Here is a 22,257-nt window from a genome sequence, read left to right as displayed (position 1 = left end):
CGATCGCGCGGCAGCAATTCGAAATTGCACGCCGTGCTCTCTACATCTGCGACCCTACAGAGGCTGCTTGTCGGTTATGTTACACGATAACAAAAATAACATAACAGGGAGAGGCTGTGGATAGTCGGCCTCATAGCTCCAGTAGACCGCCGTCCCCATTTTCGTCGGCGAAGGCCAGCAGCGTGCCCTTGGCGTTCCAGGCAATCGCGGCGACCGGAGGCGTGCCATTGCGGCGAACGAGGATCTCGGCGCCGTCCTCGAGCCGCACCATCAGCACGGTGCCATCGCTGTAGCCGGCGGCGAGGATGTCGTTCTTCGGATGGCAGGCGACCACGGACACGCGCGCCTGCAGGGGCGCGAGCATCGCGGGCTCCTTGCCCATCGGGCCGTCCTTGCTGCCGAACGGCCAGATGATGACTGTGTCGGCACCCGAAGTCGCCAATCCTTTGCCGCCCGCGCTCCATGACATCGAGCGGACGCGGCCGGGATAGCCGGTCATGCGCATGTGCCTGTTGTCGGCAAGCCGCCAGCCGTGCAGCGCCGCCTCGTGCATCGTGGTGACCAGGAACTTGTTGTCCGGGCTGAAGGTGACGCCGAGATGCGAGCCGGCCCAGGGCAGGAATTCGGCCGATCCTTCCATGTTCGGAAACCACAGCGTCGCGCCGTTGTAATGGGCAATCGCGAGCCGCAGGCCCTTCGGCGCGAACGCGAGACCGCCGACGGTCGAGGGCACCTCGAGCGACTTCTCCTCGGTCTTGCCGCTCTTGACGGTGGCCGTCTTGCCGGCCGACCAGGCATAGGCCCCGTCGGGATGCAGCGCCACCGCGTCGATCCAGCGCCGCTTCGGATCGGTGGCGAGCAGCGTCACCTCACCCTTGGCGTCGAGCGACACGACCTTGCCATCGTCGCCGCCCATCATGAGGCGCTTGCCGTCGGAGGCGGTCGACAGAATGCCGCTACTATGCACGGCGACCGTCGTGATCTCGCCCTTGGCGTCGACGAACGCGACATTCTCCTCGCCGCCGACGAAGGCGGCGCGGGGCCCAAGGAAATACACCGAGGTCACGCCCATCCCGAGCGTAACAGGCTTGACGCGATCGGTGACGGAGACGATCGAGGCGGAATCGGGGGCCGGCGTAAACTCTTTCATCACGAGACGATGCAGCTCTCAAAACCCTCGCGAATGGCCTTTTCCGGCAATTCGCGACCGATGAAGACGAGGCGGCTCTGGCGCGGCTCGCCGTCCTTCCATTTCCGCTGGTGGTTGCCCTCCAGCATCATGTGAACGCCCTGGAAGACGTAGCGGTCATCGTCGTCGTGGAACGCAAGGATGCCCTTGGAGCGCAAAATCTTCCCGCCCTCCACCTGCACCAGGTTCTGGAGCCAGGGCATGAACATGTTCGGATCAAGCGGCTTGTCGGTCTTGAGCGAGAGCGACTGCATGTCCTCGTCGTGATAGTGCTTCAGGCCGTGGCCGTGATCATGGTGGTGATGGTCGTGGCCGTGATGATCATGGTCATGGTCATGATCATCGGCATTTAAAAAGTCCGGCTCGATGTCGAGGATGCGGTCGAGGTCGAACGCGCCGCGGTCGAGCACGTCAGCCAAGGCCACCGAGCAGCGCTCGGTGCGGTGCAGCTTCGCATAGGGATTGATGGCGCGGATGCGGGCCTCGACCTCGGCAAGCTCCGGCTTGGTGACGAGATCGGTCTTGTTGAGCACGATGACATCGGCGAAGGCGATCTGGTTCTTGGCCTCGGGCGCATCCTTGAGCCGGTCCGACAGCCATTTGGCGTCGGCAACCGTGACGACGGCGTCGAGCCGCGCGTTCTTCTGCACGTCCTCGTCGACGAAGAAGGTCTGGGCGACAGGCGCGGGATCGGCAAGGCCGGTGGTCTCGACGATGATGGCGTCGAACTTGCCCTTGCGCTTCATCAGGCCGTCCATGATGCGCACGAGGTCGCCGCGCACGGTGCAGCAGATGCAGCCATTGTTCATCTCGAACACTTCCTCATCGGCGCCGATGATGAGGTCGTTGTCGATGCCGATCTCGCCGAATTCGTTGACGATGACGGCGTATTTCTTGCCGTGGTTTTCCGACAGGATGCGATTCAAAAGCGTGGTCTTGCCGGCACCGAGATAGCCGGTCAGCACGGTCACGGGAATTTTCGGGGAAGTCGCTTCAGACATAAGAACTCCGACATCGGGCTTTTCCGCGCGACGCGAGGCGGGGTGGCCCCCTGCCCTAGTGGTCAAGCGCGCTGGTCAGGGCCTTTATATTGTGCCTGACCATGTCAATGTAAGTGGGGGCAAGCCCCTTTTCGCCCGTCAGACCGTCCGAAATCAGGGTCCCGCCGACCTTGGCCCCGGTCTCGGCCGCGATCCGCCGGATCAGACGGTCATCACTGATGTTTTCCAGGAACACGGCCGGGATCTTTTGGGCCTTGATCTGGCCGATGATGGCGGCGATGTCCCGCGCGCTGGGCTCGGTCTCCGTGGAGACCCCCAAGGGGGCCACGAACTGGACACCATATTCGGCGGCGAAATAGCCGAAGGCGTCGTGGGTGGAGATCACCTTGCGCCGCTCCGGCGGGATTTTCGCCGCGGCCTCCCGCACCTCGCGGTCGAGCGCTTCGAGCTTGTCCAGATAGGCCTTTGCCCGGGCGCGGAAGAACTCGGCGTCGTCAGGGTCGGCCGCAGCCAGCGCATTGGCGATGTCGCTCACGTAGATCCTGGCGTTGGGGACGGACTGCCAGGCATGTGGATCCGCGGCCGAGCCGAGCTTCAGCGGTGCGATGCCGGCACTCACGGTGACCACCTGCGCCTTGCTTCCTGCGGACTGCACCAGACGGGGCAGCCAGCCTTCGAGGCCGAGCCCGTTGACGATGACGAGCTTTGCATCCGCAATCCGCTTCGCATCGCTTGGCGCGGGCGTGTAGACGTGGACGTCGCTGTCGGGGCCGACCAGCGTCGTGACGTCGACCCGATCGCCGCCAACGTTCCGGACGAAATCGCCGAGGATCGAGAAACTCGCGACGACATTGAGCCGCTCAGCCGCATGCAGCGGCGAGGCGATCAGCAGGAGCACACAAAGCAGGAGGCGCCGCATCGTCACGCCTCCAGATGCCGGCCGGGAAACATCTGCCGGACGATGCCGCCGACGCGGCCGAACAGCACCGAGACGATGTAGAGCACCGTCGCCACCAGAATGATCGCAGGCCCCGACGGCACGCGGGTCTGGAACGACAGCACGAGGCCCGCATAGCCCGAGACGGCGGCAGCGACGACGGCGATGCAGATCATGACAGTGAGATCGCGCGACCAGAACCGGGCAATGCCGGCCGGCAGGATCATCAGGCCCACCGCGAGCAGCGTGCCGAGCGCCTGAAAGCCGTTGACGAGGTTGATCACGACGAGCGCGAGGAAGGCGAGATGCGCGGGGCCGCCGGCACGGCTGACGGTGCGCAGGAACAAGGGATCGACGCTCTCGATCACCAGCGGGCGATAGATCACCGCGAGCACCAGCAGCGTGACCGTGGCGTTGAAGGCCACCACCAGCAGCGTCTGGTCGTCCATCGCGAGGATGTTGCCGAACAGCACGTGCAAGAGGTCGATGTTGGTGCCCTTGATCGAGACGATGGTCACACCCAGCGCCAGCGAGGCCAGATAGAAGGTCGCAAGCGAGGCGTCCTCCTTGAGCCCGGTCGAACGCGCGACCACGCCGGCGAGGATCGCAACCGCAAATCCTGCAACCAGGCCGCCGGCGGTCATCGCGAACAGATTGAGGCCGGAGAGCAGGAAGCCGACGGCAGCGCCGGGCAGGATCGCATGCGCCATGGCATCGCCGACGAGGCTCATTCGCCGCAGCATCAGGAACACGCCGATCGGCGCACCCGCCAGCGACAGCGCGATCACGGCGGCGAGCGCGCGCCGCATGAACTCGAATTCGGTGAACGGGCCGATCAGCGCGTCATAGATCATCTGCGATCACGCCGCCCGCGAGCGTCCGTCCTCGGCGCAAGCCGTGGCACTATCGTCAAAAGCCTCGCACATCCGCATCGCGACCAGCAGGTTTTCCGGCGTCAGCACCTCCGCCGTCGGCCCCCAGGCCACGGGACCGCGCGCCAGCACCAGTGTTTCGGTGAAATGGTTGCGCACCATTTCCATGTCGTGCAGCGCGGCGAGCACGGTGCGGCCCTCGCCGTGCCAGTGCTTCACCAGCGCGAGCAGATCGGCCGTGGTCTTGCTGTCGATCGCGTTGAAGGGCTCGTCGAGCACGATCAGGCGCGCGTCCTGGAGCAGCACGCGCGCGAACAAGATGCGCTGCATCTGCCCGCCCGAGAGCGTTCCGATGGGGCGGTTCTCGAAGCCGTTGAGGCCGACGGAAGCGATCGCGCGCAGGATCTTCTCCCGCGCAGCCTTGCCGATGCCCCCGAACAGGCCCGCGTCGCGCCACAGCCCGGTGCCGACGAAGTCGAACACCGAGATCGGGAAGCTGCGGTCGATCTCCGCGCTCTGCGGCAGATAGGCGATATCGCGGCTATCGAGCCCGCCGAGATGGATGCTGCCGTCGAGCGGCCGGAGGATGCCGACGATGCCGCGCAACAGCGTCGACTTGCCGGCGCCGTTCGGGCCGATCACGGCTACCAGCGCACCGGAGGCGACCTCGCCGTTGAGATGATGCACGGCCGGATGCCGGTCGTAGCCGAGCGTGACATTATGGAAGTGCACGGCCGCCATGGTCACCTCATCGCCAGGAAGACCACGCCCCAGAGCACGGCACAGACGGCAAGCGCGGCCGCGAGGCGGCCGGCCATGGTCATGCGCAGGATCGACCAGGGCGCGTCCTGGGCCGGATGGGGCGAGGCCGCATCATGGACATGGGCGTGGGTATGATCGTGTCCATGCGAATGCCCGTCGCCATGAGAATGGTCATGGGACTGGCCATGAACGTGGTCGTGGTGATGAGCGTGGGACGCGGCGGGAACCATGCCAGCGACGTTATATTATAACATTACCCCTGTCCACGGCCGGCTCAAGGCTTGCCGATCACCATCGCGATGGCTGCGGCGACGAACGGGAACGGCACCGAGACGGCGCAGCGGAACCAGACGAACCGGGCCGGCATGAACGGGATTTCCCATAAAATCACCCGCTGGAAGGCAAATAAGGCCCAGGCGACGACATAGGCAACCACCTGCGGTACCCCACCGCCCGACTTCAGCGCCACCGTGCCGATGGAGAAGCCGATCACGGGTCCGCCGGGCGTGGCGGCGCCGGCGACCACGGCGGTCGCAACCCCGAGCCAGCCACTGTCCGGCCCGAGCCAGCCGGTGATCACCTCCTGCGGGATGATGGCGGCGATGTAGCCGGAGCCGATCACCCCGAGCGCGATGCGCGGCACGATGTTGATGAAGTCCATGGAGCCTTCGCGGAGCGAGGCCTTGAACACCGGTGGGCCGCGGCGAAAGGCGATCAGGCCGACGCCGAACACCGAGCCCCACAACAGGATGTCGATCAGAAGCGCGGCGCTCAATTCTCGTCGTCCTTCGCGGCCGGCTGCGGATAGATCCGAACATAGACGAAGCGGCCGAGCGCGCCGGCGAGCACCGGCAGCGGCAGCGAGATCAGGATCCGCCACAGCGTGAAGTCGGTGCCCATGATCGGGATTTCCCAGGCCACCGCGCGGCCGTAGCCGATCAGGGTCCAGCTCACGACCATGGCGATGGTGGCGCCGAAATCGGCGCCGACGGCGAGCAGCGCGCTCGCCACAGGATAGGCGGTGAAGGGTCCGCCCGGCAGGATCGCACCGAAGGCGGTGCCGATCAAAAGGCCCATCAGGCCGGATTTCGGCCCGAGCGAGCGCGAGACTTTTTCGTGCGGCAGGATTTCGGAGATGAAGGCCCCGAGCAGGCAGCCGGCCAGCACGCGCGGCAGGATGCCGCCGAACAGCGAGAGGTCGTGCGTGAGAATCTCCAGGACACCGTCCGTGCCATCACGCCGCCAGACCAGGCCCGCGCTCACCGCCACCAGCACCGCGATGATGATGGTCGACCAGCCGATCGGCTCGCGCACACGCCCCGGCCGCGGCTCGGACTCCGCGTCCTCGGCAGGCGCCGGATTGTTCGGGGAAGGCTCTGACAACGGGCTCGGTGGGCTCGAGGGTGATGCCCATCCTGATTAAGGGCGCCGCCCATGCGATGCAAACAGTACGATGGCGGGAAGCGATGCGCACCTCGCGCAGGGCCATGCGAAGCAGCAGTCGAATTCCGCACAGCAAAAAGGCGGTCGCGCATGCGACCGCCTTTTCGAGTTCGTCATCCCGGAGCGGCGACGCCGCACCCGGAAAGTGTGATGGCTCAGGCCTTGTCGAACAGGGACTCGACGTATTCCCAGTTCACGAGGTTCTCGACGAACGCCTTCAGATAGTCCGGACGGCGGTTGCGATAGTCGATGTAGTAGGAGTGCTCCCAGACGTCCACGCCGAGGATCGGGGTGGCGCCGTGCACCAGCGGATTCTCGCCGTTCGGGGTCTTGGCGATCTCGAGCTTGCCGTTCTTGACCTGGAGCCAGGCCCAGCCGGAGCCGAACTGGCCAACGCCGGCCGCCTGGAAGTCCGTCTTGAACTTCTCGAAGCCACCGAGGTCCTCGTTGATCTTCTTCTCGAGCTTGCCCGGCAGCTTGGTGCCGCCGCCATTGGGCTTCATCCAGCTCCAGAAGTGGATGTGGTTGTAGTGCTGGCCGGCATTGTTGAACACGGCCGGGTTCTTGCCGAACGAGCCCTTGACGATCTCCTCAAGGGACTTGCCTTCCCATTCGGTGCCCTTAAGCGCGTTGTTGCCGTTGGTGACGTAGGCCTGATGATGCTTGTCGTGGTGGAATTCCAGCGTCTCCTTCGACATGAACTGGCCGAGGGCGTCATAGGCGTAAGGGAGTGGGGGCAGCGTAAAGGTCATGGGTTGTTGTCCGCGACTGATGGGGAACTGGCTTAACGGGGACTCTTATAGAAGGTTCCACCGCCGTTAAATACCGCCAATTTGCGAAATTGCGTGATGCGGCCGATTGGCCGGATTGCATAAAATCGACGCATGTGGGGCGCGCTTCGACAGGCCGTAAAATATCATTGCCTTTGAGGCGCTTATGGCGGAACGAACGCACCATGGCGCGGAGATGCAAAAGAGAAAGCAATGAGCATCGAGATCGACATCCTGAACGGCGACGCTTCGTGGCGGATCGCACAGCCCCTGCTCAGTGCGGTCTGGGGACGCGACGCCGCCGAGAAGCCGTCGTGGAGCCACGTTAAATGGGCCAATGCCGACCTTCGCGTGCTGATCGAGACGCCCGAGGACGGCCTCGTCTGCCACGTCGGCATCTACTTCCGTACCGTCACCTGGAATGGACAGAAGGTTCACATCGGCGGCATCGGCGGGGTCTGCACCCGCGAGGACCGGCGCGGCCGCGGCTACGCGACCATGGCGATCGACGCAGCCATCCACACCATGCGCGCCAACGAGGCGGTCCGTTTCGGGCTGCTGTTCTCCGAATCGAACAATTTTGCGTTCTACGAGGCCCGCAGCTGGCTCCCCTTCAAGGGCGAGGTCTATTGCGAGCAGCCGGAGGGTCGGATCCGCTTCGACTACATGGCGCCCTACGTCTTCAACATCGTCCGCGCGCCGACGCTGGGCACCATCGACCTATGCGGCCTGCCCTGGTGAGCCCTGCGTGAGGGGAGGACTGGCGCGAAGATGCTGCGCCCGATAAGATGTCGATCGTCATCCAATATTCCGCCCGGTGAACATGACGATCGACGCCTCCGCAGACGCCGCGCCGCCACGTGCACCGGTCGCTTCCCCCATTGCGAGCCTGTTGACGGCGCCGATCCTGCCGACACTGCTGCGGCTCGCGATCCCCAACATGATCGCGATGGTCGGCAGCACGCTGGTTGCGATTGCCGAGACCTCCTATATCGGCCGGCTCGGCACCATTCCGCTGGCGGCGATCGCGCTGGTGTTTCCGTTCGCGATGCTGACGCAGATGATGAGCGCGGGCGCGATGGGCGGCGGCGTTTCGTCCGCGATCAGCCGCGCGCTCGGCGCAGGCGATCGTGACCGCGCCGCGACGCTGGCGCTGCACGCCGCCATCATCGGCCTCTGCGGCGGACTGTTCTTCACGGTGATGATGCTCGCCTTCGGCCGCAGCTTCTTCACGCTGCTCGGCGGACGCGAGCGCGTGCTCGAGGAAGCCAGCGGCTATTCGCAAATGCTGTTCTCCGGCGCGGTCGCGATCTGGCTCGTCAACACGCTGGCCTCGGTGATCCGCGGCACCGGCGACATGCGCCTGCCTTCGATGATTCTGATCGGGGCGAGCGCGCTCCAGATCGCGCTCGGCGGCACGCTGGGGCTCGGCCTATTCGGCTTGAAGCAATTCGGCATGCCGGGTGTCGCTGCCGGCCAGTTGATCGCCTTCACCTGCGCGGCGATCTTCTTCCTCTGGTATCTCCTGTCCGGCCGCAGCCGGCTGCCGCTGAAGGTCCGCACCTTCCATTTCGAACGCGCGATGTTCCTGGACATCCTCAAGGTCGGCGCGGTCGCCTGCCTGTCGCCGCTCCAGACCGTGCTCACGATTCTGATCTTCACAAAAATCCTCGCGACCTTCGGCACCGAGATGCTGGCCGGCTACGGCATCGGGTCACGGCTGGAATTCCTGCTGATCCCGATCACCTTCGCCTTCGGCATCGCCTCGGTGCCGATGGTCGGCATGGCGATGGGCGCCGGGCATGTGAAACGCGCGCGGCGTGTCGCCTGGACCGCGGCCGCGGCCTCGGGATTGACCGTCGGCCTGATCGGCCTCGTCATCGCGCTTGATCCGGCGTTGTGGGTATCGCTCTTCACCGGGGATCCCGGCGTCACCGCGGCGGCGCACAGCTATTTCCACTGGGCCGGTCCGGCCTTCGTGTTCTTCGGCATGGGCGTGTCGCTGTATTTTTCCTCGCAAGGCGCAGCGCGCGTCGGCGGTCCGGTGCTGGCCTCCACGGCGCGGCTGCTGATCGTCGCGATCGGCGGCGTCGGTCTCATGACGGCGCAGGCGCCGGCCTGGACCTTGTTCGCACTGGTCGGCGTCGCCATGGTCGTGTTCGGGCTTTCGACCGCGGCCTCGGTCGCCTTCGCACGCTGGGGCAAATGAGCGCAGGCAAATAAGCGCGGGAATGTGATTCCATCCAGCGTTGCACTATCCTGCCGGACTGCTATGGAGGCGCCTCCATTTTCGGGGGCACTTTCCATGTTCGGCAGATTCGCCATCCTTTCCATCATCCTGACTGCACTGTTTGGTGCGACCGCCGCCCACGCGCAGAGCGCCGATGGGACCTGGCTGACGCAGGCCGGCGATGCGCGCGTCAAGATCAGCAAGTGCGGCGGCGGCATCTGCGGCCATATCGTCTGGCTGCGCGAGCCCTATGACACCGCGACCGGCCAGCCTGCGATCGACAGCAAGAATCCCAATCCAGCGCTCGCCAAACGCGCGATGATCGGGCTGCCGCTGTTCAGCGGCATGGAGCCCTCAGGGCCGAACAAATGGTCGGGCCAGATCTACAATGCCGATGACGGCAGCACCTATGCGAGCAACGTCTCCGTGACTGGTGCGGATTCGCTGCGGGTCGAAGGTTGCGTCGGCGCGCTCTGCGGCGGCGAGACCTGGACGCGCGCGGGACGCTAGCTCGCGCCTGCCATCATCGCCTTCAACGCCGTTGCCGCCGACGCGTAGCCGCCGCGCGCGCCGTCGATGAAATGGACGTGGTCGCTGCGCAGGGCCGATGGCGTGAAACAGGTCATCATCGCGGCGTCCTGCGGGTAGAGGCCGTAGCGCACGACGCCGTCGCGTGCCGCAGCCGCGAGACGGTCGCTCAACGCGCGCTCGAGCTGCGGGGTGCAGTCGAGGATCATGCGCAGGCCGTCGTCATATTTGCGGAAGTCAGAATTCTCGACCACCTGGCGCTTGTAGACGTTTGGCACGAAACCGCCGACGTTGAGGTCGAAACGCATGATCAGATAGACGAACAGCGTGTAGGCCAGCACGCGGGCGCGGCGCGCGACCAGCGGACCGCCGCGTTTGGTGCGGGCTTCGAATTCCAGCCCCTGCGGCGGCCATTTCAGCGGCGGCCCCTGCGGCGGCACCGGGCGGCCGCCATCAGGGCTGCGCTCGACGAGATGGATGATGTCCTCGATCACCTTGCGGAAGGCGTGCGGATCGACACCGCGCGCCGGCATCACCAGCACCGACAGGATCAGGCCGCGCGCGGACGGCATCACCTCGAAGCGGCAGGACAGGCCGGAAAGATCGGGCTGCGTGCCGGCGGGTGCCTCGGCGACCGCGAACTCGCCGCGCTTCATGGCGGCGTCGGCCCAGGCGAGCCCTCCGCCGGAAAACATCGCATAGGACAAATTGGCCGACGGACCGAAGCGTGCGACGCGCACGTCGAGCCCCTGCGCGCGAATTGCACCCACCGGCACCAGCGCGACGCGCATCTTCAGATCGAGGTCTTCCCGCACCCAGGTTGCGGTCGCGGCCAGCGCCTCGCGGGCACGTTCGACATCGGAAGGCGCGACCGCAAAGCTCGCGCCGTCGCCGCCGAACACGAAGGGGAATTCGCGTCCCTCGAGCGCGTTGGTCACCGCCGCGATCACGGCGGCACCGGCCATGTTGACCGCCTTGTAGCGCTGCGCCGCAATCGCCTTGGTGGAATCGACGATGTCGGCAACGCCGATGCTCCAGTCGTCAGGCAATCGCGAATAGAGCGCGGGGTCCATCAGGCTGGTGAAGCCGCGAAAGACGGGAATGCTGCCGTAGAAGGATTCGCCTGATGTCATCGAGTGATGCCGGATGGTTGGGAAGCGCGTCCGAGGAAGATACGAGGCAGGATCGATCCGGGTTCGCCGCCCGGCGTCCCCTCTTTCGATTCCCGATCATTGGCCGAAATGCACCCGGACAACAAGATCGCGCACGCTGCAAATGCCGCAGTCCGTCATTGATCGGCGTCAAAGAGCCGGCCGGAAGAGCGGCTATGGTCGGGGCATATCCAGAGATTACATGGGATGATCGAAGTGCCCGACTTCGGCAACAAGGACTCGACGGCTCCAGTGCGCCGACGCACGCGGCTCGATCCGCTCAGCGCGGTGAAGATGCCGGAAGCACTGACCGCGGCCGTCGACGCCTGGGCTGAAGCTCATCACTTGTCGCGTTCGGCTGCGATCTGCAAGCTGGTCGAACTGGGCCTGAAGGTCGCGCCCCCGGCATTCTCGTCGGCCCAGCCGGTCGCATCCGACGCCACCAGGATCGAGGCGCTGGCCGTGCACGAGATCGAGCGGCTGCTCGACCCCGCATTGCCAACGGACGAACGCGAACGCCGCATACGCCGCCTGACCGAAGGGCCGCCGGAATTTTCACGCGAGCGGATTGACCTGCCGAAGTGAACGCCTAGTGGAGCTTTTCGTCCTCGCGCTTGCGCAGGGCGTCGAGAGAGAGATCGTGGCAGCCGACCAGGCGCACGAATTGCTGCGGATACATTTCATGACCGTGTCCGCCGGAATTCTGATGCGTCATCGGGGGGCAATGGACATCGTCCGGCTTCGCGCGAGGCTCCTCGATCCGGGCTTGATTTGAAGCGGTCATGTTTGAAGTGGCCATCGACTGCTCCCTCTCGATTAGGGCAGATCGATTGACGTAAGCCAATCGATTGCGGGGCATCTTACGACCAAATCCGGCTCGATGTCATTGCGTCGGATCAACTCAATCGTGGCGGCGGAGTTCCGCTTACGCCGTGTTCCCCGCATCGATCGTGAACACGGTGCCGGTGACGTTGCGGCCGCCCTCGCCGAGCAGATATTCCACCATGCGCGCGACATCGTCGGTCTCCGGCAGGCGACGTAGCGCGCTGCGGCCGGCGATGCGCTTGCGTCCTTCGTCGGAGAGATTGTGGGTCAGCTCGGTGTCGATGAAACCAGGCGCGATCGCGTTCACGGTGATGCCGAGCTTGCCGACCTCGCGCGCGAGCGAGCGGGTGAAGCCGGTGGCGGCGGCCTTGGTCGCGCCGTAGACGGACAGGCCGTTGTAGCCCGTGGTCGCGATGATCGAGGAGATGTTGATGATGCGGCCGGCACCGTCCGCCATCATCTGGCGCGCGACATATTTGGTGAGAATGATCGGCGACAGCACGTTGAGCTGCACCAGCGCCTCGATCTCGGAATTGTGCATGGTGGCGAGCAGGCCTTCGGTGCCGAGGCCGGCATTGTTGACGAGGCCGTAGATCGGGCCGAACTCGTCGCGGATAAGCTTTGCGAACGCCGGGATCGCGTCGATCACGGCGAGGTCGCAGGCGCGGAAATGCAGGCGCCCTTCGGAGGGGCCGATCGCCGCCCTGAGCTCTTCGCTCTCGCGCCGTGCCGCCGCAATCACATTATAACCGGCATCAGCCAGCCGCTTGCCGATCGCAAGGCCGATGCCGCGGCTGCCGCCGGTGACGAGGACATTATGCATCGGTGCGCGCCAGTTTTCCGGCCGGGGTGACGTCGAGTGCATCGACGAAGCGGATCACCGCCGGCACCTTGTGGGACGCGAGCTGCGCGCGGCATTGATCCAGGATCTGGTCCCGGATCTCCTTCACCCGCGCCTGATCGGTGCCGTCGGCAAGGATCACGTCCGCGACGACGATGCCGCCGGTGATCGGGCTGCGGCGCGATTTCGCCCGCGACATCCGCACGTCGGAATGACGATTGATGACCGCCTCGATCTCCTCGGGGTGAACCTTCAACCCGCCGATATTGATGATGCCGCCGCGGCGGCCGACGAAATAATAGCGGTCACCGCGCAGCTCGACGATGTCGCCGCTGTCGACGAACCCGTCGTCATCGGTCAACGCGGCCGCATTGCGGCCGATGTAAGCATGCGCCGTGCGCGTCGAGCGGATGCGCAGCGAGCCGTCGACGACCTTCATCTCGACGCCGTTGCGGTTGCCGAGATAATCGGCCGGAAAGCCCTCCAGCCCGTCATTGACGGCAAAGCCGACGCCCGCCTCGGTCGAGGCATAGGCGTGACCGACGGAGGAATTCGGGAACGCGGCCTTCAGGCCGTCGAGCACCGCCTGGTCGGCGATCTCGCCGGACAGACGGACGTATCCCGGCGCGAACTGTGCAGCCGAGCCGCTCATCAAGAGCTTGCGCCAGTGCGATGGCGTGCCGGAGATATGGGTGACACCGCGCGCGTTCAGGCGCGCGACGTGGTCGCCGAGCGCTTCATGCGGATCGGACAGCACCATCGAGCCGCCGGAGAGGATGGCGCGCAGGAAGATCTGCAGGCCGCCATAGCGGCGAATGTCGTAGAATGTCGCCCAGGCCGGCGCGGGTCCGCGCGCAGGGCCTTCGGCGACGATGGCGCCCGTCAATGCTTCCAGCGTATGGCCGGCGATTTTTGGTACGCCCGACGTGCCGGACGTCAGCATCAGCCATTCGGTGGCGCGTTCGGTCCTGGCCGGCGTGGCGGCCTGAAGCGGCAATTGCGCGGTGACGACGAGCGCGATTGTCTTTGCGGCCCATTGCGCGGGCTCGTCGGTGACGACGGCATCGATCTCGGCGTCCGCGATCAGCGCATCGAGATGCGCCGGATTGAGATCGGGCGGGCACAGCAGCATGCGCCGCGCGACACCGTCGAGCTCGACCATGGCGAGGCCCGATTTGAGCTGGTCCGACAGCTTCAGCAGGACAGAGCGGCCCGCCAGCTCACGCAGGCGGCCGCCCAGAACCGTATGCGGCAGCACATCCGTCAGCGACACCACATGATGGGCATCGGAGATCGTGCGGCCCTTGAGCTCCGGGCTCAGATAGTCGCGGAGCGCAAAAATCTCACGCGGGGACATTTTCGTAGGCCCGCACGAAATCGCCCACGGTGGCGGGGAACGCTACGTCCTCGGAAATGGTGAAGGGATCGACGCCGGTCTCGTCCTCGAGGCGCGCCACCAGAATTGCGAAGGCGAGGGAATCGAAACCCGTCTCGTGCAGGGACAGATCGTCCGAGAGTGCGGGAAGCGTGACGTGCTGCTCCTTGGCGATCTGCTGGATCGCTTCGATGACCTTAGACCTTACCGACATGGCTGGCTCACTCTTGTTATTGATGGTTCGTGTTGCAGCGGCTCTTGATGACCGCCTCCCCAAGGCCCGTGTTGTTTACCCGACAGAAGTAAATGGCTTCTTGGACAATTCAGATAAAATTGGACCTATCTGGCGGATTTTCGTGCGGCTAGAACCTGATCGCGCCATCGATGATCCCTGCGTACACATCCGCGTCCAAGGCGATGTAGCCGCCGGATTTCGGGTCGAGCATGAACAGCGGATCGTTGATCGTGGCCGGATCAAAGCCGTCCCGGGCCAGCTCGCCTTTCTTCTGCTTGAACGTCTCGGTCGCATCGAGCTCGCGCGAGATGCGAATGAAGACAGGGCGGGCGTAAACCGGCAAGCGCTGCGCCAGATGGGCGGGTAGCCCCTCGATGTCAAACCCCTCGTTGACGACGATGGCGCTCATGCCGGCGCGGCCGTCGGTGCCGGGGATGCTGATGCCATAGGTGGTGGCATCGATCACGCCGGTGAAATCGCGCACGGCGTCGTTGACCTCCGATGTCGCGACGTTCTCACCCTTCCAACGAAAGGTGTCGCCGATGCGGTCGACGAAATGGAAGAAGCCCTTGTCATCGAGCCGCATCAGATCGCCGGTGCAGAACCAGACATCACCCTTGGCGAAGACGTCGCGCAGGATCTTCTTCTCGGTCTCGCCGGCGTCGGTATAGCCCTCGAAACGGCCACCGCCTTCATCCGCGGTGCCGATGCGGCCGATGGCTTCGCCGGCCTCGCCCCTGGCGCACGCAACGCAAAAGCCCTCTTCGTTGCGCAGCGGTGCACCGCTATCAGGATCGAGCTTGACGAGACCCGCCGGAAAGCGATGCGCGAGCAGCGGCGGAACGCGGCCGATCGCACCCGGCTGGCCCTCGACGTTGAACAGCGAGAAATTGCCTTCCGTCGCCGCATAGAATTCGAGGATGCGCGGAATGGCGAAGCGACCCTGAAAATCCTCCCAGATGTCGCCGCGCAGGCCGTTGCCGCAAACGAGCCGCAGGCGGTGACGGTTCTCGTATTCGGACGGCGCCGCCTTCAGAAGATAGCGGCAGAGCTCGCCGATGTACTGGAACAGCGTGCAATCGTGCCGCACGATGTCGGGCCAGAAGTTCGAGGCCGAAAATTTCTCCGCGATCACCACCGAGCCGCCGGCGGCGAGCATGCTGCACGGGGCGACAATGCCGCCGACCGAGTGGAACAGCGGCAGGCAATCATAGAGCCGGTCCTGCGGGGTGGCGCCGGTAAGGCCGGCGAACCAGAAGCCCCAGTTGAGGATGCGGCGGTGGCTGATGCTCGCCGCCTTCGGCAGGCCGGTGGTCCCGGAGGTGTAGATCAGCAGGGCCCGGTCGTTGATCGTCACGTCGCCATGCTCGTCCGGCGAGAGCGGCCCGTCCTCGAGCGCGGCAAGTGCGACGTCGATCGCGCGCTCGCTGCGGGCATCGCCATGGGTCCAGACTTTTGCTTCTGTCTTCAGGTGCGGCGACGCGCCGTCCAAGGCTTCCATGAGCTCGTGCGCGACGATGACATGCGACGGCCTGGCGACATCGACGCAATGCGCGAGCGACTGGCCGACGAGCCTGGTGTTGATCAGCGCGACCACGCCGCCGACCCGGCTGATGCCGAGCCACGCGGCAACATAGTCGATGCCGTTCCGCATGATCAGCGCGACGGTATCCCCCTTGGCCACGCCGACCGAGCGCGCCCAGCGCGCATAGCGGTTGATGCGCTTCGAGAGGCCTGCGTAGTCGATCGTTGTCTCATCTGCGACCAGCGCGGTGCGAGCGGGCTGACGCTGCGCCCAATCGTCAACGACGTCGGCGAACAGCCGGCCCGGCAGCGTCTCGATGCGCGCGGTGAGCTCGATCGCCTTCAGCCAGATCTTTGAAGCCGAAGGTGCGCGCGCGACTTTCGGTTGCTCGATGACGCCGGTGGTCATGCCGTCCATTCTTTCGGAACGTATCTGCTGCTTCCCCAAGCTTAGCTCGCGCGCCCTGCCCAGGTGTTAAGAGACAAGGTAAAGCCAGGTTAGTACGTGATTAACTCTGGCCATCCGACGCGGGCGAGTTCGGCGGCATGCAGACGGCGGCGACCGACCGCCGGCGCAAGGTGATCGAGTTGTCGGGGATCAGGAAGGCGTAGCGATCCGGCCTCGCCGAGGCTAGGCGCTCCCTGGCAAACGGGCTATGCTTTTCTACCCTGCGTTGTCATGGCTACGAAAGGGAGACGTCCCGTGGCTCACGATCCGTCAGAGTTTCCGGTCCAGGCCGCGCCGTTCGAGCAGCGCCTGACGAATTTCGCCGGCCGCGTGAAGGGTGGGCAGGCCAGGGTGGTTGCGATCGGCTCGTCGACCACGGCGGGCGAAGGAGGCATCGCTCCCTATCCGCAGCGGCTGCTGGCGGATCTTCGGATCAAATATCCAAATGTCGGAATCGAGGTGATCAACCGGGGTGTCGGCGGCGAAGAGGCCCCTGCTGAGCTCAAGCGGTTCGACCATGACGTCTTCGATCTGAATCCCGATCTCGTCATCTGGCAGGTCGGCACCAATTCAGTATGGCAACCCGCCGATCAGAATCCTCCCTCGTTCGCAGACACCACGAAGGCCATCCGCGAAGGTGTCGACCGGCTGCTCGACGCCGAGCGGATCGACGTGATCCTGATGGACCTTCAATATGTGCCGGCGCTGCTGACACCGGCCAAGCTCAAAAAGACGGAGGCCATGGTCGAGGCGATCAGCGAGATCGCGCATGTGAAGGGCGTCAACGTCTTTGGTCGCTTCGGGCTGATGAAGGGCTGGTACGATGTCGCAAGGATTTCGTTCGACCGCATGGTCGACCCGGGCGATGATAGCAGACTGCACGCCAGCGACTGGACCACGGACAAGATGACGTGGCAATTGACCGACGCGATCGTCGCCGCTGCCAACAGGGCGCCTCACGGCACCTAGCTCTGCGCGCTCCGCCGGATTCGCAGCTGAACGGGTGGCGGGCGCTAGCCGCTTCGCCTGTAGCGTGGGCGCGGCGGCGCAACATTGACCGGATAATACGGATTGAGATCGCAGGTCGCGGCGCGGCCCGACGCCGTGGCGCGGCACTGCGGCAGCGACGTGAAGGAGCAATCGTACCACTCCCCGCCGCCGCCGTTCGCGCCGGAATAGACGTGCATGCAGACGGGATAGCTGGGATCAAAGGTCTGCGCATGCGACGGCGCAGCTGCGGTCAGCGCGCCGACGGTGATGATCAGGCCGGATGAGAAACGCATGAGGGATGTTGCTGCGTGCCGCATCGCGAACAACTACTGCACCTTCTTGTGACGCTTGCGCGGGGGCGGCGGCGGTTCGTTGTAGGCGTAATAGGGATTGACATCGCAGCTCGCCGCGCGGCCCGACGCCGTGGCCCGGCACTGCGGGATCGAGGTGAAGGAGCAGTCGTAATAGTCGCCGCCACCGCCCCGGCCGCCCGAAGTATAGACGTGCATGCACACCGGATAGCGCGGATCATAGGTCTGGGCGTCGGCATCTGCCGCCACGAACAGCGTGGCAATCGCGGTGAGGGTCAGGACAGGCAGGCGCATGGAGACATCCTCGAATCGATGGCGGCGTCGGATCTGATGCCGACGTCCTCCTATGGCATAACACCACGCCGGAGGCGACTGTTCCTCCGGCGGATGACGGCAAGGTGAGCGGGGTGCGCTGCGCGCGCTACCCGCCCAGCCCCTGCAGGACCAGCCGGTTCAGCCTTGCCGCAAACGCGGCAGGGTCTTCGGGCAATTCGCCGTCCAGGATCTGCGCCTGTTCGAGCAGGATCAGACTGAGATCGTCGACCGCCCTGGAGCCGGCCTGCGCCCCGGTGATCGCCGTCACCAGCGGATGGCGCAGATTGATCTCGAGGATCGGCTTGGTGCGCATGCCGCGGTTCTGCTGCGACAGGATGCGCTCGAGCTCGCGGCTCGGGCCCTGACTGTCGGCGACGAGGCAGGAGGCGGAGCTGGTGAGGCGCGTCGAGACCTTGACGTCGCTGACGCGCTCGCCGAGCGCGGCCTTGATCACCGCGATGGTGGCGGCCTCGTCGGCTTGCGGCTCGTCCTTCTTCGCCTCGTCGGCCTCGTCGGTGCGCGGGATCAGGTCGAGATTGAGATCGCCCTGGCTCAGCGATTTCAGCGGCTTGCCGTCAAACTCCGATGGCATCGAGGTCCAGAAGGCATCGACCGGATCCGACAGCAGCAGCACCTCGATGCCGCGCGCGGTCGCGGCTTCCAGCCGCGGATTGGACTTCAGCCGCTCGATGCTGTCGCCGACGAGATAATAGATCTCGGTCTGGTTCGGCTTGAAACCGGCGATGACGTCCTTCAGCGAACGCTTCTCGCCCGAGGTGGTGGCGAAGCGCGACAAGGACAGCAGCTTTTCGCGCCGCTCGAAATCCTCGTAGATGCCTTCTTTCAGCACTGCGCCGAAGGCGTCCCAGATCCTGGCAAAATTCTCCGGGTCCTTGTCGGCAAGGCTTTCCAGCTCGGACACGACTCGGGTCGCCACGGCTTTCCGGATCTGCGCGAGCTGCGGATTGTTCTGGAGCATCTCGCGCGAGATGTTGAGCGGGAGATCTTCGCTGTCGACCACGCCGCGGATGAAGCGGAGATAGCCGGGCAGCAGATCGGCATCGTCGGTGATGAAGACGCGGCGGACGTAAAGCTTCACCCTGCCCTTGCGGTTCGGCTCGAACAGGTCGAACGGCTTCGTCGACGGCGCGAACAGCAGCACGGCGTAGGAATAGCGGCCTTCCGCGCGGTAGTGCAGCGTCATCGCGGGATCGTCGAAGGCGGAGGCGATCTGCTGATAGGCCTTCTTGTAGTCCTCGGCCGTCAGCTCGGACTTGGAACGCTGCCACAGCGCGCTCGCCGAGTTGATCTGGCGCGGCTCGCCCTCTTCCGGCACCAGCTCGATCGGGAACAGGATGTTGTCGGAATAGGCACTGACGATGCGCTCGATCTCGTAGGTCTCGAGATACTTCTTGGCGTCGTCCTTCAGGTGCAGGACGATCTCGGTGCCGCGTGCCACGCGCGCCACTTCCTCATCGCTTGCGTGCGCGATCTCGAAGCCGGAGCCGCCGGAGGACGTCCAGCTCCACACGTCGCTCTCGCCGGCACGCCGGCTGACGACGACGATCTTCTCGGCGACCATGAAGGCGGAATAGAAGCCGACCCCGAACTGGCCGATCAGGCCGAGGCCGTCCTTGGCCTCCTTCAGCTTCGAGACGAACGCCTTGGTGCCGGAGCGGGCAATGGTGCCGAGATGGTCGATCAGCTCCTGGCGCTCCATGCCGATGCCGTTGTCGGCGATCGTGAGCGTTCCGGCCGTCTTGTTGGGGATGATCCGGATCTTGAGCGCGTCGCCCTCGCCCAGCAGCGCCGGGCTGGCGATGGCTTCATAGCGCAGTTTGTCGCAGGCGTCCGATGCGTTGGAGACGAGCTCGCGCAGGAAGATGTCGGTCTCGGAATAGACGGAGTGCACCATGAGGTGCAAAAGCTCGGAAACCTCGGCCTGGAAAGGCTGCGTATGCGCGGCCGTATCTGACGTCGTCATGCGTTTACCCGGTCAATCAAGGGGAAAGAAACCCGGGATATAACGCGAGGGGATAGGGGATCAAGTGGACGTGAACTATCGCCCTCCCGGCGGGAAGGCGATTTGTCCGTGGCGGCCAAGGGCGGCGAAGAAGAATCAGGTCACACAGCGGCCGGGCTGGAGCAGCTTTGCGACCTCGGTCAGGGAGCTGACCATCGGCTCGCAGGCAATCGTCGGCCTCTTGGGACCCTGCTTCCGGTTCTGGAGCAGCACCGGCGGCTTGGCGTTGCCGGTCTCGATGACCGCGCGGACCCGCAGCAGCACCGACGTCTCGGCCAGATCGTTCAGCCGCATCGACACGGTGCGGGTGGGAACCGGGGCCTGCTTGACGTCGGCGAACCGGTCGGCCTTGCCGGAACGGTTGACGTTGTGACCCGCATCTTGCGTGGGCCTGTCGGCGACCGCCTGCCAGCGGTCGGCCAGATCATGGCCGGAGGCCAGCTGGACGGCACCGACCTGGACGGCACCAAGCGTCGCGGCAATCGCGACAACACCCAAAAATACCTTTTGCATCTGCAACATGGCTGTCGATCCCTCGCCCCATGGCGATCGCGGGAACAACGCGATGGGAGGACCGGCAGTTCTCAGCTGTTAAGATCACTTAACCGTGTGCGAAATTCACCGCAGGCCGCATAAAAATGCCGCACAAAAAAATTTTCACCCGCCTGGAACGACTCTCAGGCCCGAGAGTCGTCTCAACAGCCGGCTATTCCCCCCTGCCCCATAAGCCGGCGACGTAGGGCGCGACTGTGGTGATGCCAGTCGCGCCTTACTTTTGTCTGAGCCTCACTTCGGCTTCCCCGCGAGCCAGTCCCGCCCTTCGCCATAGAGCTTCTCGACTTCAGTGCCGATCAAGCCCGGCATGTCGCGCTTGACCTTGTAGCCGATCAATTCCTGCATGTAGGCGAGGTGGCGGTAGCCTTCGGGGAGCGCAGCGAGCGCTTTTTGGTCGAGTTGAAGCGTTGCGGCGGGATCGACCGGGTCGATCCGGTCCTTCTCGTAGATCGGCTGGCGGCGGACGATGCCCCATTTGCCAATGCCTGATTGGTCATGCCGCTTCTCCAGGAAATCGTAGAAGCGTCCGGTGCAGACGACGTCGCAGAGCACGTCATGCACCAGGGCACGCTGCGAGATCGTCATCTTGGTTTGCGCAATGGCGCGCGCGCCTGCGAGATCAATGCTGGTGCCGCCGAGGAAATGCAGGATGCGCACGCCCTTGGCAAACCCCTCCTGACTGACCCGCATGAAATCCCGCGCGGGCCCCTGAAACCAGGTGGCGGACATCCAGCCCTCGTCATGCCAGACCGTGGCGAAACGCTCCCAGTCGCCGGCGTCGCGCCACACCGCCCAGTTCTCGACGAGGTCGCGGATGGCGAGGCGGTCGAGGAGTTGCTGGTCCATGATGAAAAATCTCCTGGCAGCTCGAGGTCGCGATTGATGTCATCGACCCGACGTATGAACGAGGCAATTTGGCCGCCGTCAAGCGGGCTTCCCAGCCCTTCGAATTGCCCACAGCCGCGCGAGCGCGATACGGGTAGGGAGCCTTGCAATCAACCTGACCGCGATTAGTATCCGCACCGATGCAGACGAAATTCCCCTTGTTGGCCGCGCTTCTCGGATTGTTGGCGGCGTTCCCCGCACATGCGCAGACTGAACCGCAGAGCGAGACCGTCAAAGCCTGGAAGGCGGGGCTGTCGGCACATATTGCAAGCAACAGGTTCTTTCCAGTTGGAGCACGGGGGCAAACCGGCAAGGCCAGAGTCACATTCGTCATCGACCGGTCGGGCACGTTGATCTCGCGGGCGTTGGCTGAAAGCGCCGGCTCGCGGTCGCTCGACGATGCTGCGCTGGCGATCATCGCCCGCGCCGAACCGTTTCCGGCGCCACCTTCGGAGCTCAAGGAGGACTCGTTCCCTTTCACGGTGCAGATTGTCTTCAGCGGCCGTCAATTTCAGGTGCCGCCCTTAGGGGTCGTGCTGAGCAGGCCGGATCCCGCCTCCACGGATCCCGCCTCCACGGAGGCCGATCCCATGGCCGCCTGGCGCAAGACGGTCACCCAACACGTCTGGCGCCACAGGGCATTTCCTCCGGAGGCGATCGGTCAGAGGGGCGATACCGGCGTCACGTTCGTGGTCGATCGTTCAGGCAAATTGATCTCGAACGTGCTGGTAGAAAGCACAGGCTTCGCGCCGCTAGATGCCGCAACGCTCGCCATGGTCGAGCGATCCGTGCCATTCCCGAAACCGCCCGCTGAGGCGAAGGACGACCTGCAGAGAGTGACCGTCCTCATGAGCTTCGACGGAACGCGGCTAAACCCAGGGCCGTCGCCGGAACGAGAAAAATTGCTCAAATCCTGGATCGAGGACCAGGCCAGGCTGAATGCGAAGTCCCCTGGGCCAGACGATACCAAGCTGAATTCCATGCTTCGCAGCATCTGCCGCGGCTGCTGAAGCAGAGCAGAACAACTCTCTGCCAGATGCAAAAACG

26 protein-coding genes are annotated in these 22,257 nt (G+C 64.8%); 6 read left to right on the top strand and 20 right to left on the bottom strand.

The annotated features are described in order from the left end of the window. Positions 1-130: 130 nt before the first annotated feature. The 9 genes from AC0L3X_RS32155 to AC0L3X_RS32115 all read right to left on the bottom strand — a co-directional run bounded on the left by AC0L3X_RS32155 (position 131) and on the right by AC0L3X_RS32115 (position 6,956). Positions 131-1,150: a WD40 repeat domain-containing protein gene (locus AC0L3X_RS32155; protein ID WP_354098032.1), complete on the bottom strand. Its 1,020-nt coding sequence runs from the start codon at positions 1,148-1,150 to the stop codon at positions 131-133. Further along, complete coding sequence (locus tag AC0L3X_RS32150; RefSeq protein ID WP_063985724.1) at positions 1,150-2,190, bottom strand: CobW family GTP-binding protein; 1,041 nt, start codon at positions 2,188-2,190, stop codon at positions 1,150-1,152. Before AC0L3X_RS32150 ends, AC0L3X_RS32155 begins: the two co-directional genes overlap by 1 nt. A 55-nt stretch (positions 2,191-2,245) precedes the next feature. Next, complete coding sequence (locus tag AC0L3X_RS32145) at positions 2,246-3,109, bottom strand: metal ABC transporter solute-binding protein, Zn/Mn family (protein ID WP_063985725.1); 864 nt, start codon at positions 3,107-3,109, stop codon at positions 2,246-2,248. A 2-nt stretch (positions 3,110-3,111) separates the two neighbouring features. Continuing rightward, positions 3,112-3,981: a metal ABC transporter permease gene (locus AC0L3X_RS32140; RefSeq protein WP_063985726.1), complete on the bottom strand. Its 870-nt coding sequence runs from the start codon at positions 3,979-3,981 to the stop codon at positions 3,112-3,114. Positions 3,982-3,987: 6 nt separating this feature from the next. Then, entirely contained in the window at positions 3,988-4,740 is a 753-nt protein-coding gene (locus AC0L3X_RS32135) for a metal ABC transporter ATP-binding protein (RefSeq protein WP_063985727.1), read from the bottom strand. A 2-nt stretch (positions 4,741-4,742) separates the two neighbouring features. After that, positions 4,743-4,991, bottom strand: a complete 249-nt coding sequence (locus tag AC0L3X_RS32130; protein WP_063985728.1) for a hypothetical protein — start codon at positions 4,989-4,991, stop codon at positions 4,743-4,745. Positions 4,992-5,035: 44 nt separating this feature from the next. Then, positions 5,036-5,536, bottom strand: coding sequence for a hypothetical protein (locus AC0L3X_RS32125; RefSeq protein WP_008138982.1), 501 nt, complete (start codon positions 5,534-5,536; stop codon positions 5,036-5,038). Beyond that, entirely contained in the window at positions 5,533-6,144 is a 612-nt protein-coding gene (locus tag AC0L3X_RS32120; protein ID WP_063985729.1) for a permease, read from the bottom strand. The genes AC0L3X_RS32125 and AC0L3X_RS32120 overlap by 4 nt, the downstream gene beginning before the upstream one ends. A gap of 215 nt (positions 6,145-6,359) precedes the next feature. Then, positions 6,360-6,956: a superoxide dismutase gene (locus AC0L3X_RS32115; protein WP_063985730.1), complete on the bottom strand. Its 597-nt coding sequence runs from the start codon at positions 6,954-6,956 to the stop codon at positions 6,360-6,362. 231 nt (positions 6,957-7,187) lie between these two features. Here AC0L3X_RS32115 and AC0L3X_RS32110 point away from each other — a divergent pair, with 231 nt between their 5' ends. The 3 genes from AC0L3X_RS32110 (at position 7,188) to AC0L3X_RS32100 (ending at position 9,714) form a co-directional block, all read left to right on the top strand. Then, positions 7,188-7,715 (top strand): GNAT family N-acetyltransferase, encoded by a 528-nt coding sequence (locus AC0L3X_RS32110; RefSeq protein WP_063985731.1) that lies wholly within the window; start codon positions 7,188-7,190, stop codon positions 7,713-7,715. Between the two features lie 82 nt (positions 7,716-7,797). Further along, positions 7,798-9,183 carry an MATE family efflux transporter gene (locus AC0L3X_RS32105; protein WP_473317113.1) on the top strand — a complete coding sequence of 462 codons (1,386 nt, stop codon included), beginning with the start codon at positions 7,798-7,800 and terminating at the stop codon, positions 9,181-9,183. 96 nt (positions 9,184-9,279) lie between these two features. Beyond that, complete coding sequence (locus AC0L3X_RS32100) at positions 9,280-9,714, top strand: DUF2147 domain-containing protein (RefSeq protein ID WP_063985733.1); 435 nt, start codon at positions 9,280-9,282, stop codon at positions 9,712-9,714. Here the strand turns inward: AC0L3X_RS32100 and AC0L3X_RS32095 are convergent. Next, positions 9,711-10,865, bottom strand: a complete 1,155-nt coding sequence (locus AC0L3X_RS32095; RefSeq protein WP_063985734.1) for a DUF3095 domain-containing protein — start codon at positions 10,863-10,865, stop codon at positions 9,711-9,713. The genes AC0L3X_RS32100 and AC0L3X_RS32095 overlap by 4 nt on opposite strands. Before the next feature lie 225 nt (positions 10,866-11,090). Between AC0L3X_RS32095 and AC0L3X_RS32090 the strand changes: the two genes are divergently transcribed. Then, positions 11,091-11,468, top strand: a complete 378-nt coding sequence (locus tag AC0L3X_RS32090) for a hypothetical protein (protein ID WP_231143659.1) — start codon at positions 11,091-11,093, stop codon at positions 11,466-11,468. A gap of 4 nt (positions 11,469-11,472) precedes the next feature. On the opposite strand, the gene AC0L3X_RS32085 is transcribed toward AC0L3X_RS32090, so the two are convergent. The 5 genes from AC0L3X_RS32085 to AC0L3X_RS32065 form a co-directional block, all read right to left on the bottom strand. Beyond that, positions 11,473-11,682: a hypothetical protein gene (locus tag AC0L3X_RS32085; RefSeq protein ID WP_155794867.1), complete on the bottom strand. Its 210-nt coding sequence runs from the start codon at positions 11,680-11,682 to the stop codon at positions 11,473-11,475. Positions 11,683-11,808: 126 nt separating this feature from the next. Next, positions 11,809-12,531: an SDR family NAD(P)-dependent oxidoreductase gene (locus tag AC0L3X_RS32080; protein WP_063985737.1), complete on the bottom strand. Its 723-nt coding sequence runs from the start codon at positions 12,529-12,531 to the stop codon at positions 11,809-11,811. Next, positions 12,524-13,906: a class I adenylate-forming enzyme family protein gene (locus tag AC0L3X_RS32075; protein WP_063985738.1), complete on the bottom strand. Its 1,383-nt coding sequence runs from the start codon at positions 13,904-13,906 to the stop codon at positions 12,524-12,526. Before AC0L3X_RS32075 ends, AC0L3X_RS32080 begins: the two co-directional genes overlap by 8 nt. Beyond that, positions 13,893-14,138 (bottom strand): acyl carrier protein, encoded by a 246-nt coding sequence (locus AC0L3X_RS32070; protein WP_014491754.1) that lies wholly within the window; start codon positions 14,136-14,138, stop codon positions 13,893-13,895. Before AC0L3X_RS32070 ends, AC0L3X_RS32075 begins: the two co-directional genes overlap by 14 nt. A 148-nt stretch (positions 14,139-14,286) precedes the next feature. Then, a complete protein-coding gene (locus tag AC0L3X_RS32065; protein ID WP_063985739.1) occupies positions 14,287-16,101 on the bottom strand; it encodes a long-chain-acyl-CoA synthetase in 1,815 nt (604 codons plus the stop codon). Between the two features lie 285 nt (positions 16,102-16,386). On the opposite strand from AC0L3X_RS32065, the gene AC0L3X_RS32060 reads away from it, so the two are divergent. After that, on the top strand, positions 16,387-17,100 hold the full coding sequence (locus AC0L3X_RS32060) for an SGNH/GDSL hydrolase family protein (protein ID WP_354102782.1): 714 nt from the start codon (positions 16,387-16,389) through the stop codon (positions 17,098-17,100). Between the two features lie 44 nt (positions 17,101-17,144). Here the strand turns inward: AC0L3X_RS32060 and AC0L3X_RS32055 are convergent, their stop codons facing one another. The 5 genes from AC0L3X_RS32055 to AC0L3X_RS32035 form a co-directional block, all read right to left on the bottom strand. Continuing rightward, complete coding sequence (locus AC0L3X_RS32055) at positions 17,145-17,414, bottom strand: DUF3551 domain-containing protein (protein WP_063985741.1); 270 nt, start codon at positions 17,412-17,414, stop codon at positions 17,145-17,147. 33 nt (positions 17,415-17,447) lie between these two features. Then, entirely contained in the window at positions 17,448-17,726 is a 279-nt protein-coding gene (locus AC0L3X_RS32050; protein ID WP_063985742.1) for a DUF3551 domain-containing protein, read from the bottom strand. 127 nt (positions 17,727-17,853) lie between these two features. After that, the gene (htpG, locus tag AC0L3X_RS32045; RefSeq protein WP_063985743.1) at positions 17,854-19,731 is read right to left on the bottom strand and encodes a molecular chaperone HtpG; all 1,878 of its coding nucleotides are present in this window, start codon (positions 19,729-19,731) and stop codon (positions 17,854-17,856) included. A 135-nt stretch (positions 19,732-19,866) separates the two neighbouring features. Continuing rightward, positions 19,867-20,292 carry a hypothetical protein gene (locus AC0L3X_RS32040; protein ID WP_071909388.1) on the bottom strand — a complete coding sequence of 142 codons (426 nt, stop codon included), beginning with the start codon at positions 20,290-20,292 and terminating at the stop codon, positions 19,867-19,869. Positions 20,293-20,556: 264 nt separating this feature from the next. Then, on the bottom strand, positions 20,557-21,171 hold the full coding sequence (locus AC0L3X_RS32035) for a nuclear transport factor 2 family protein (protein ID WP_063985745.1): 615 nt from the start codon (positions 21,169-21,171) through the stop codon (positions 20,557-20,559). Positions 21,172-21,371: 200 nt separating this feature from the next. On the opposite strand from AC0L3X_RS32035, the gene AC0L3X_RS32030 reads away from it, so the two are divergent. Beyond that, positions 21,372-22,220, top strand: a complete 849-nt coding sequence (locus AC0L3X_RS32030) for an energy transducer TonB family protein (protein WP_354115282.1) — start codon at positions 21,372-21,374, stop codon at positions 22,218-22,220. The last annotated feature ends 37 nt before the right edge of the window (positions 22,221-22,257 follow it).

Source organism: Bradyrhizobium sp. MI1.7 (assembly GCF_055811795.1).
The sequence above is the reverse complement of the archived record's forward strand: the minus strand, read 5'-3'. Positions and strand labels throughout refer to the sequence as shown.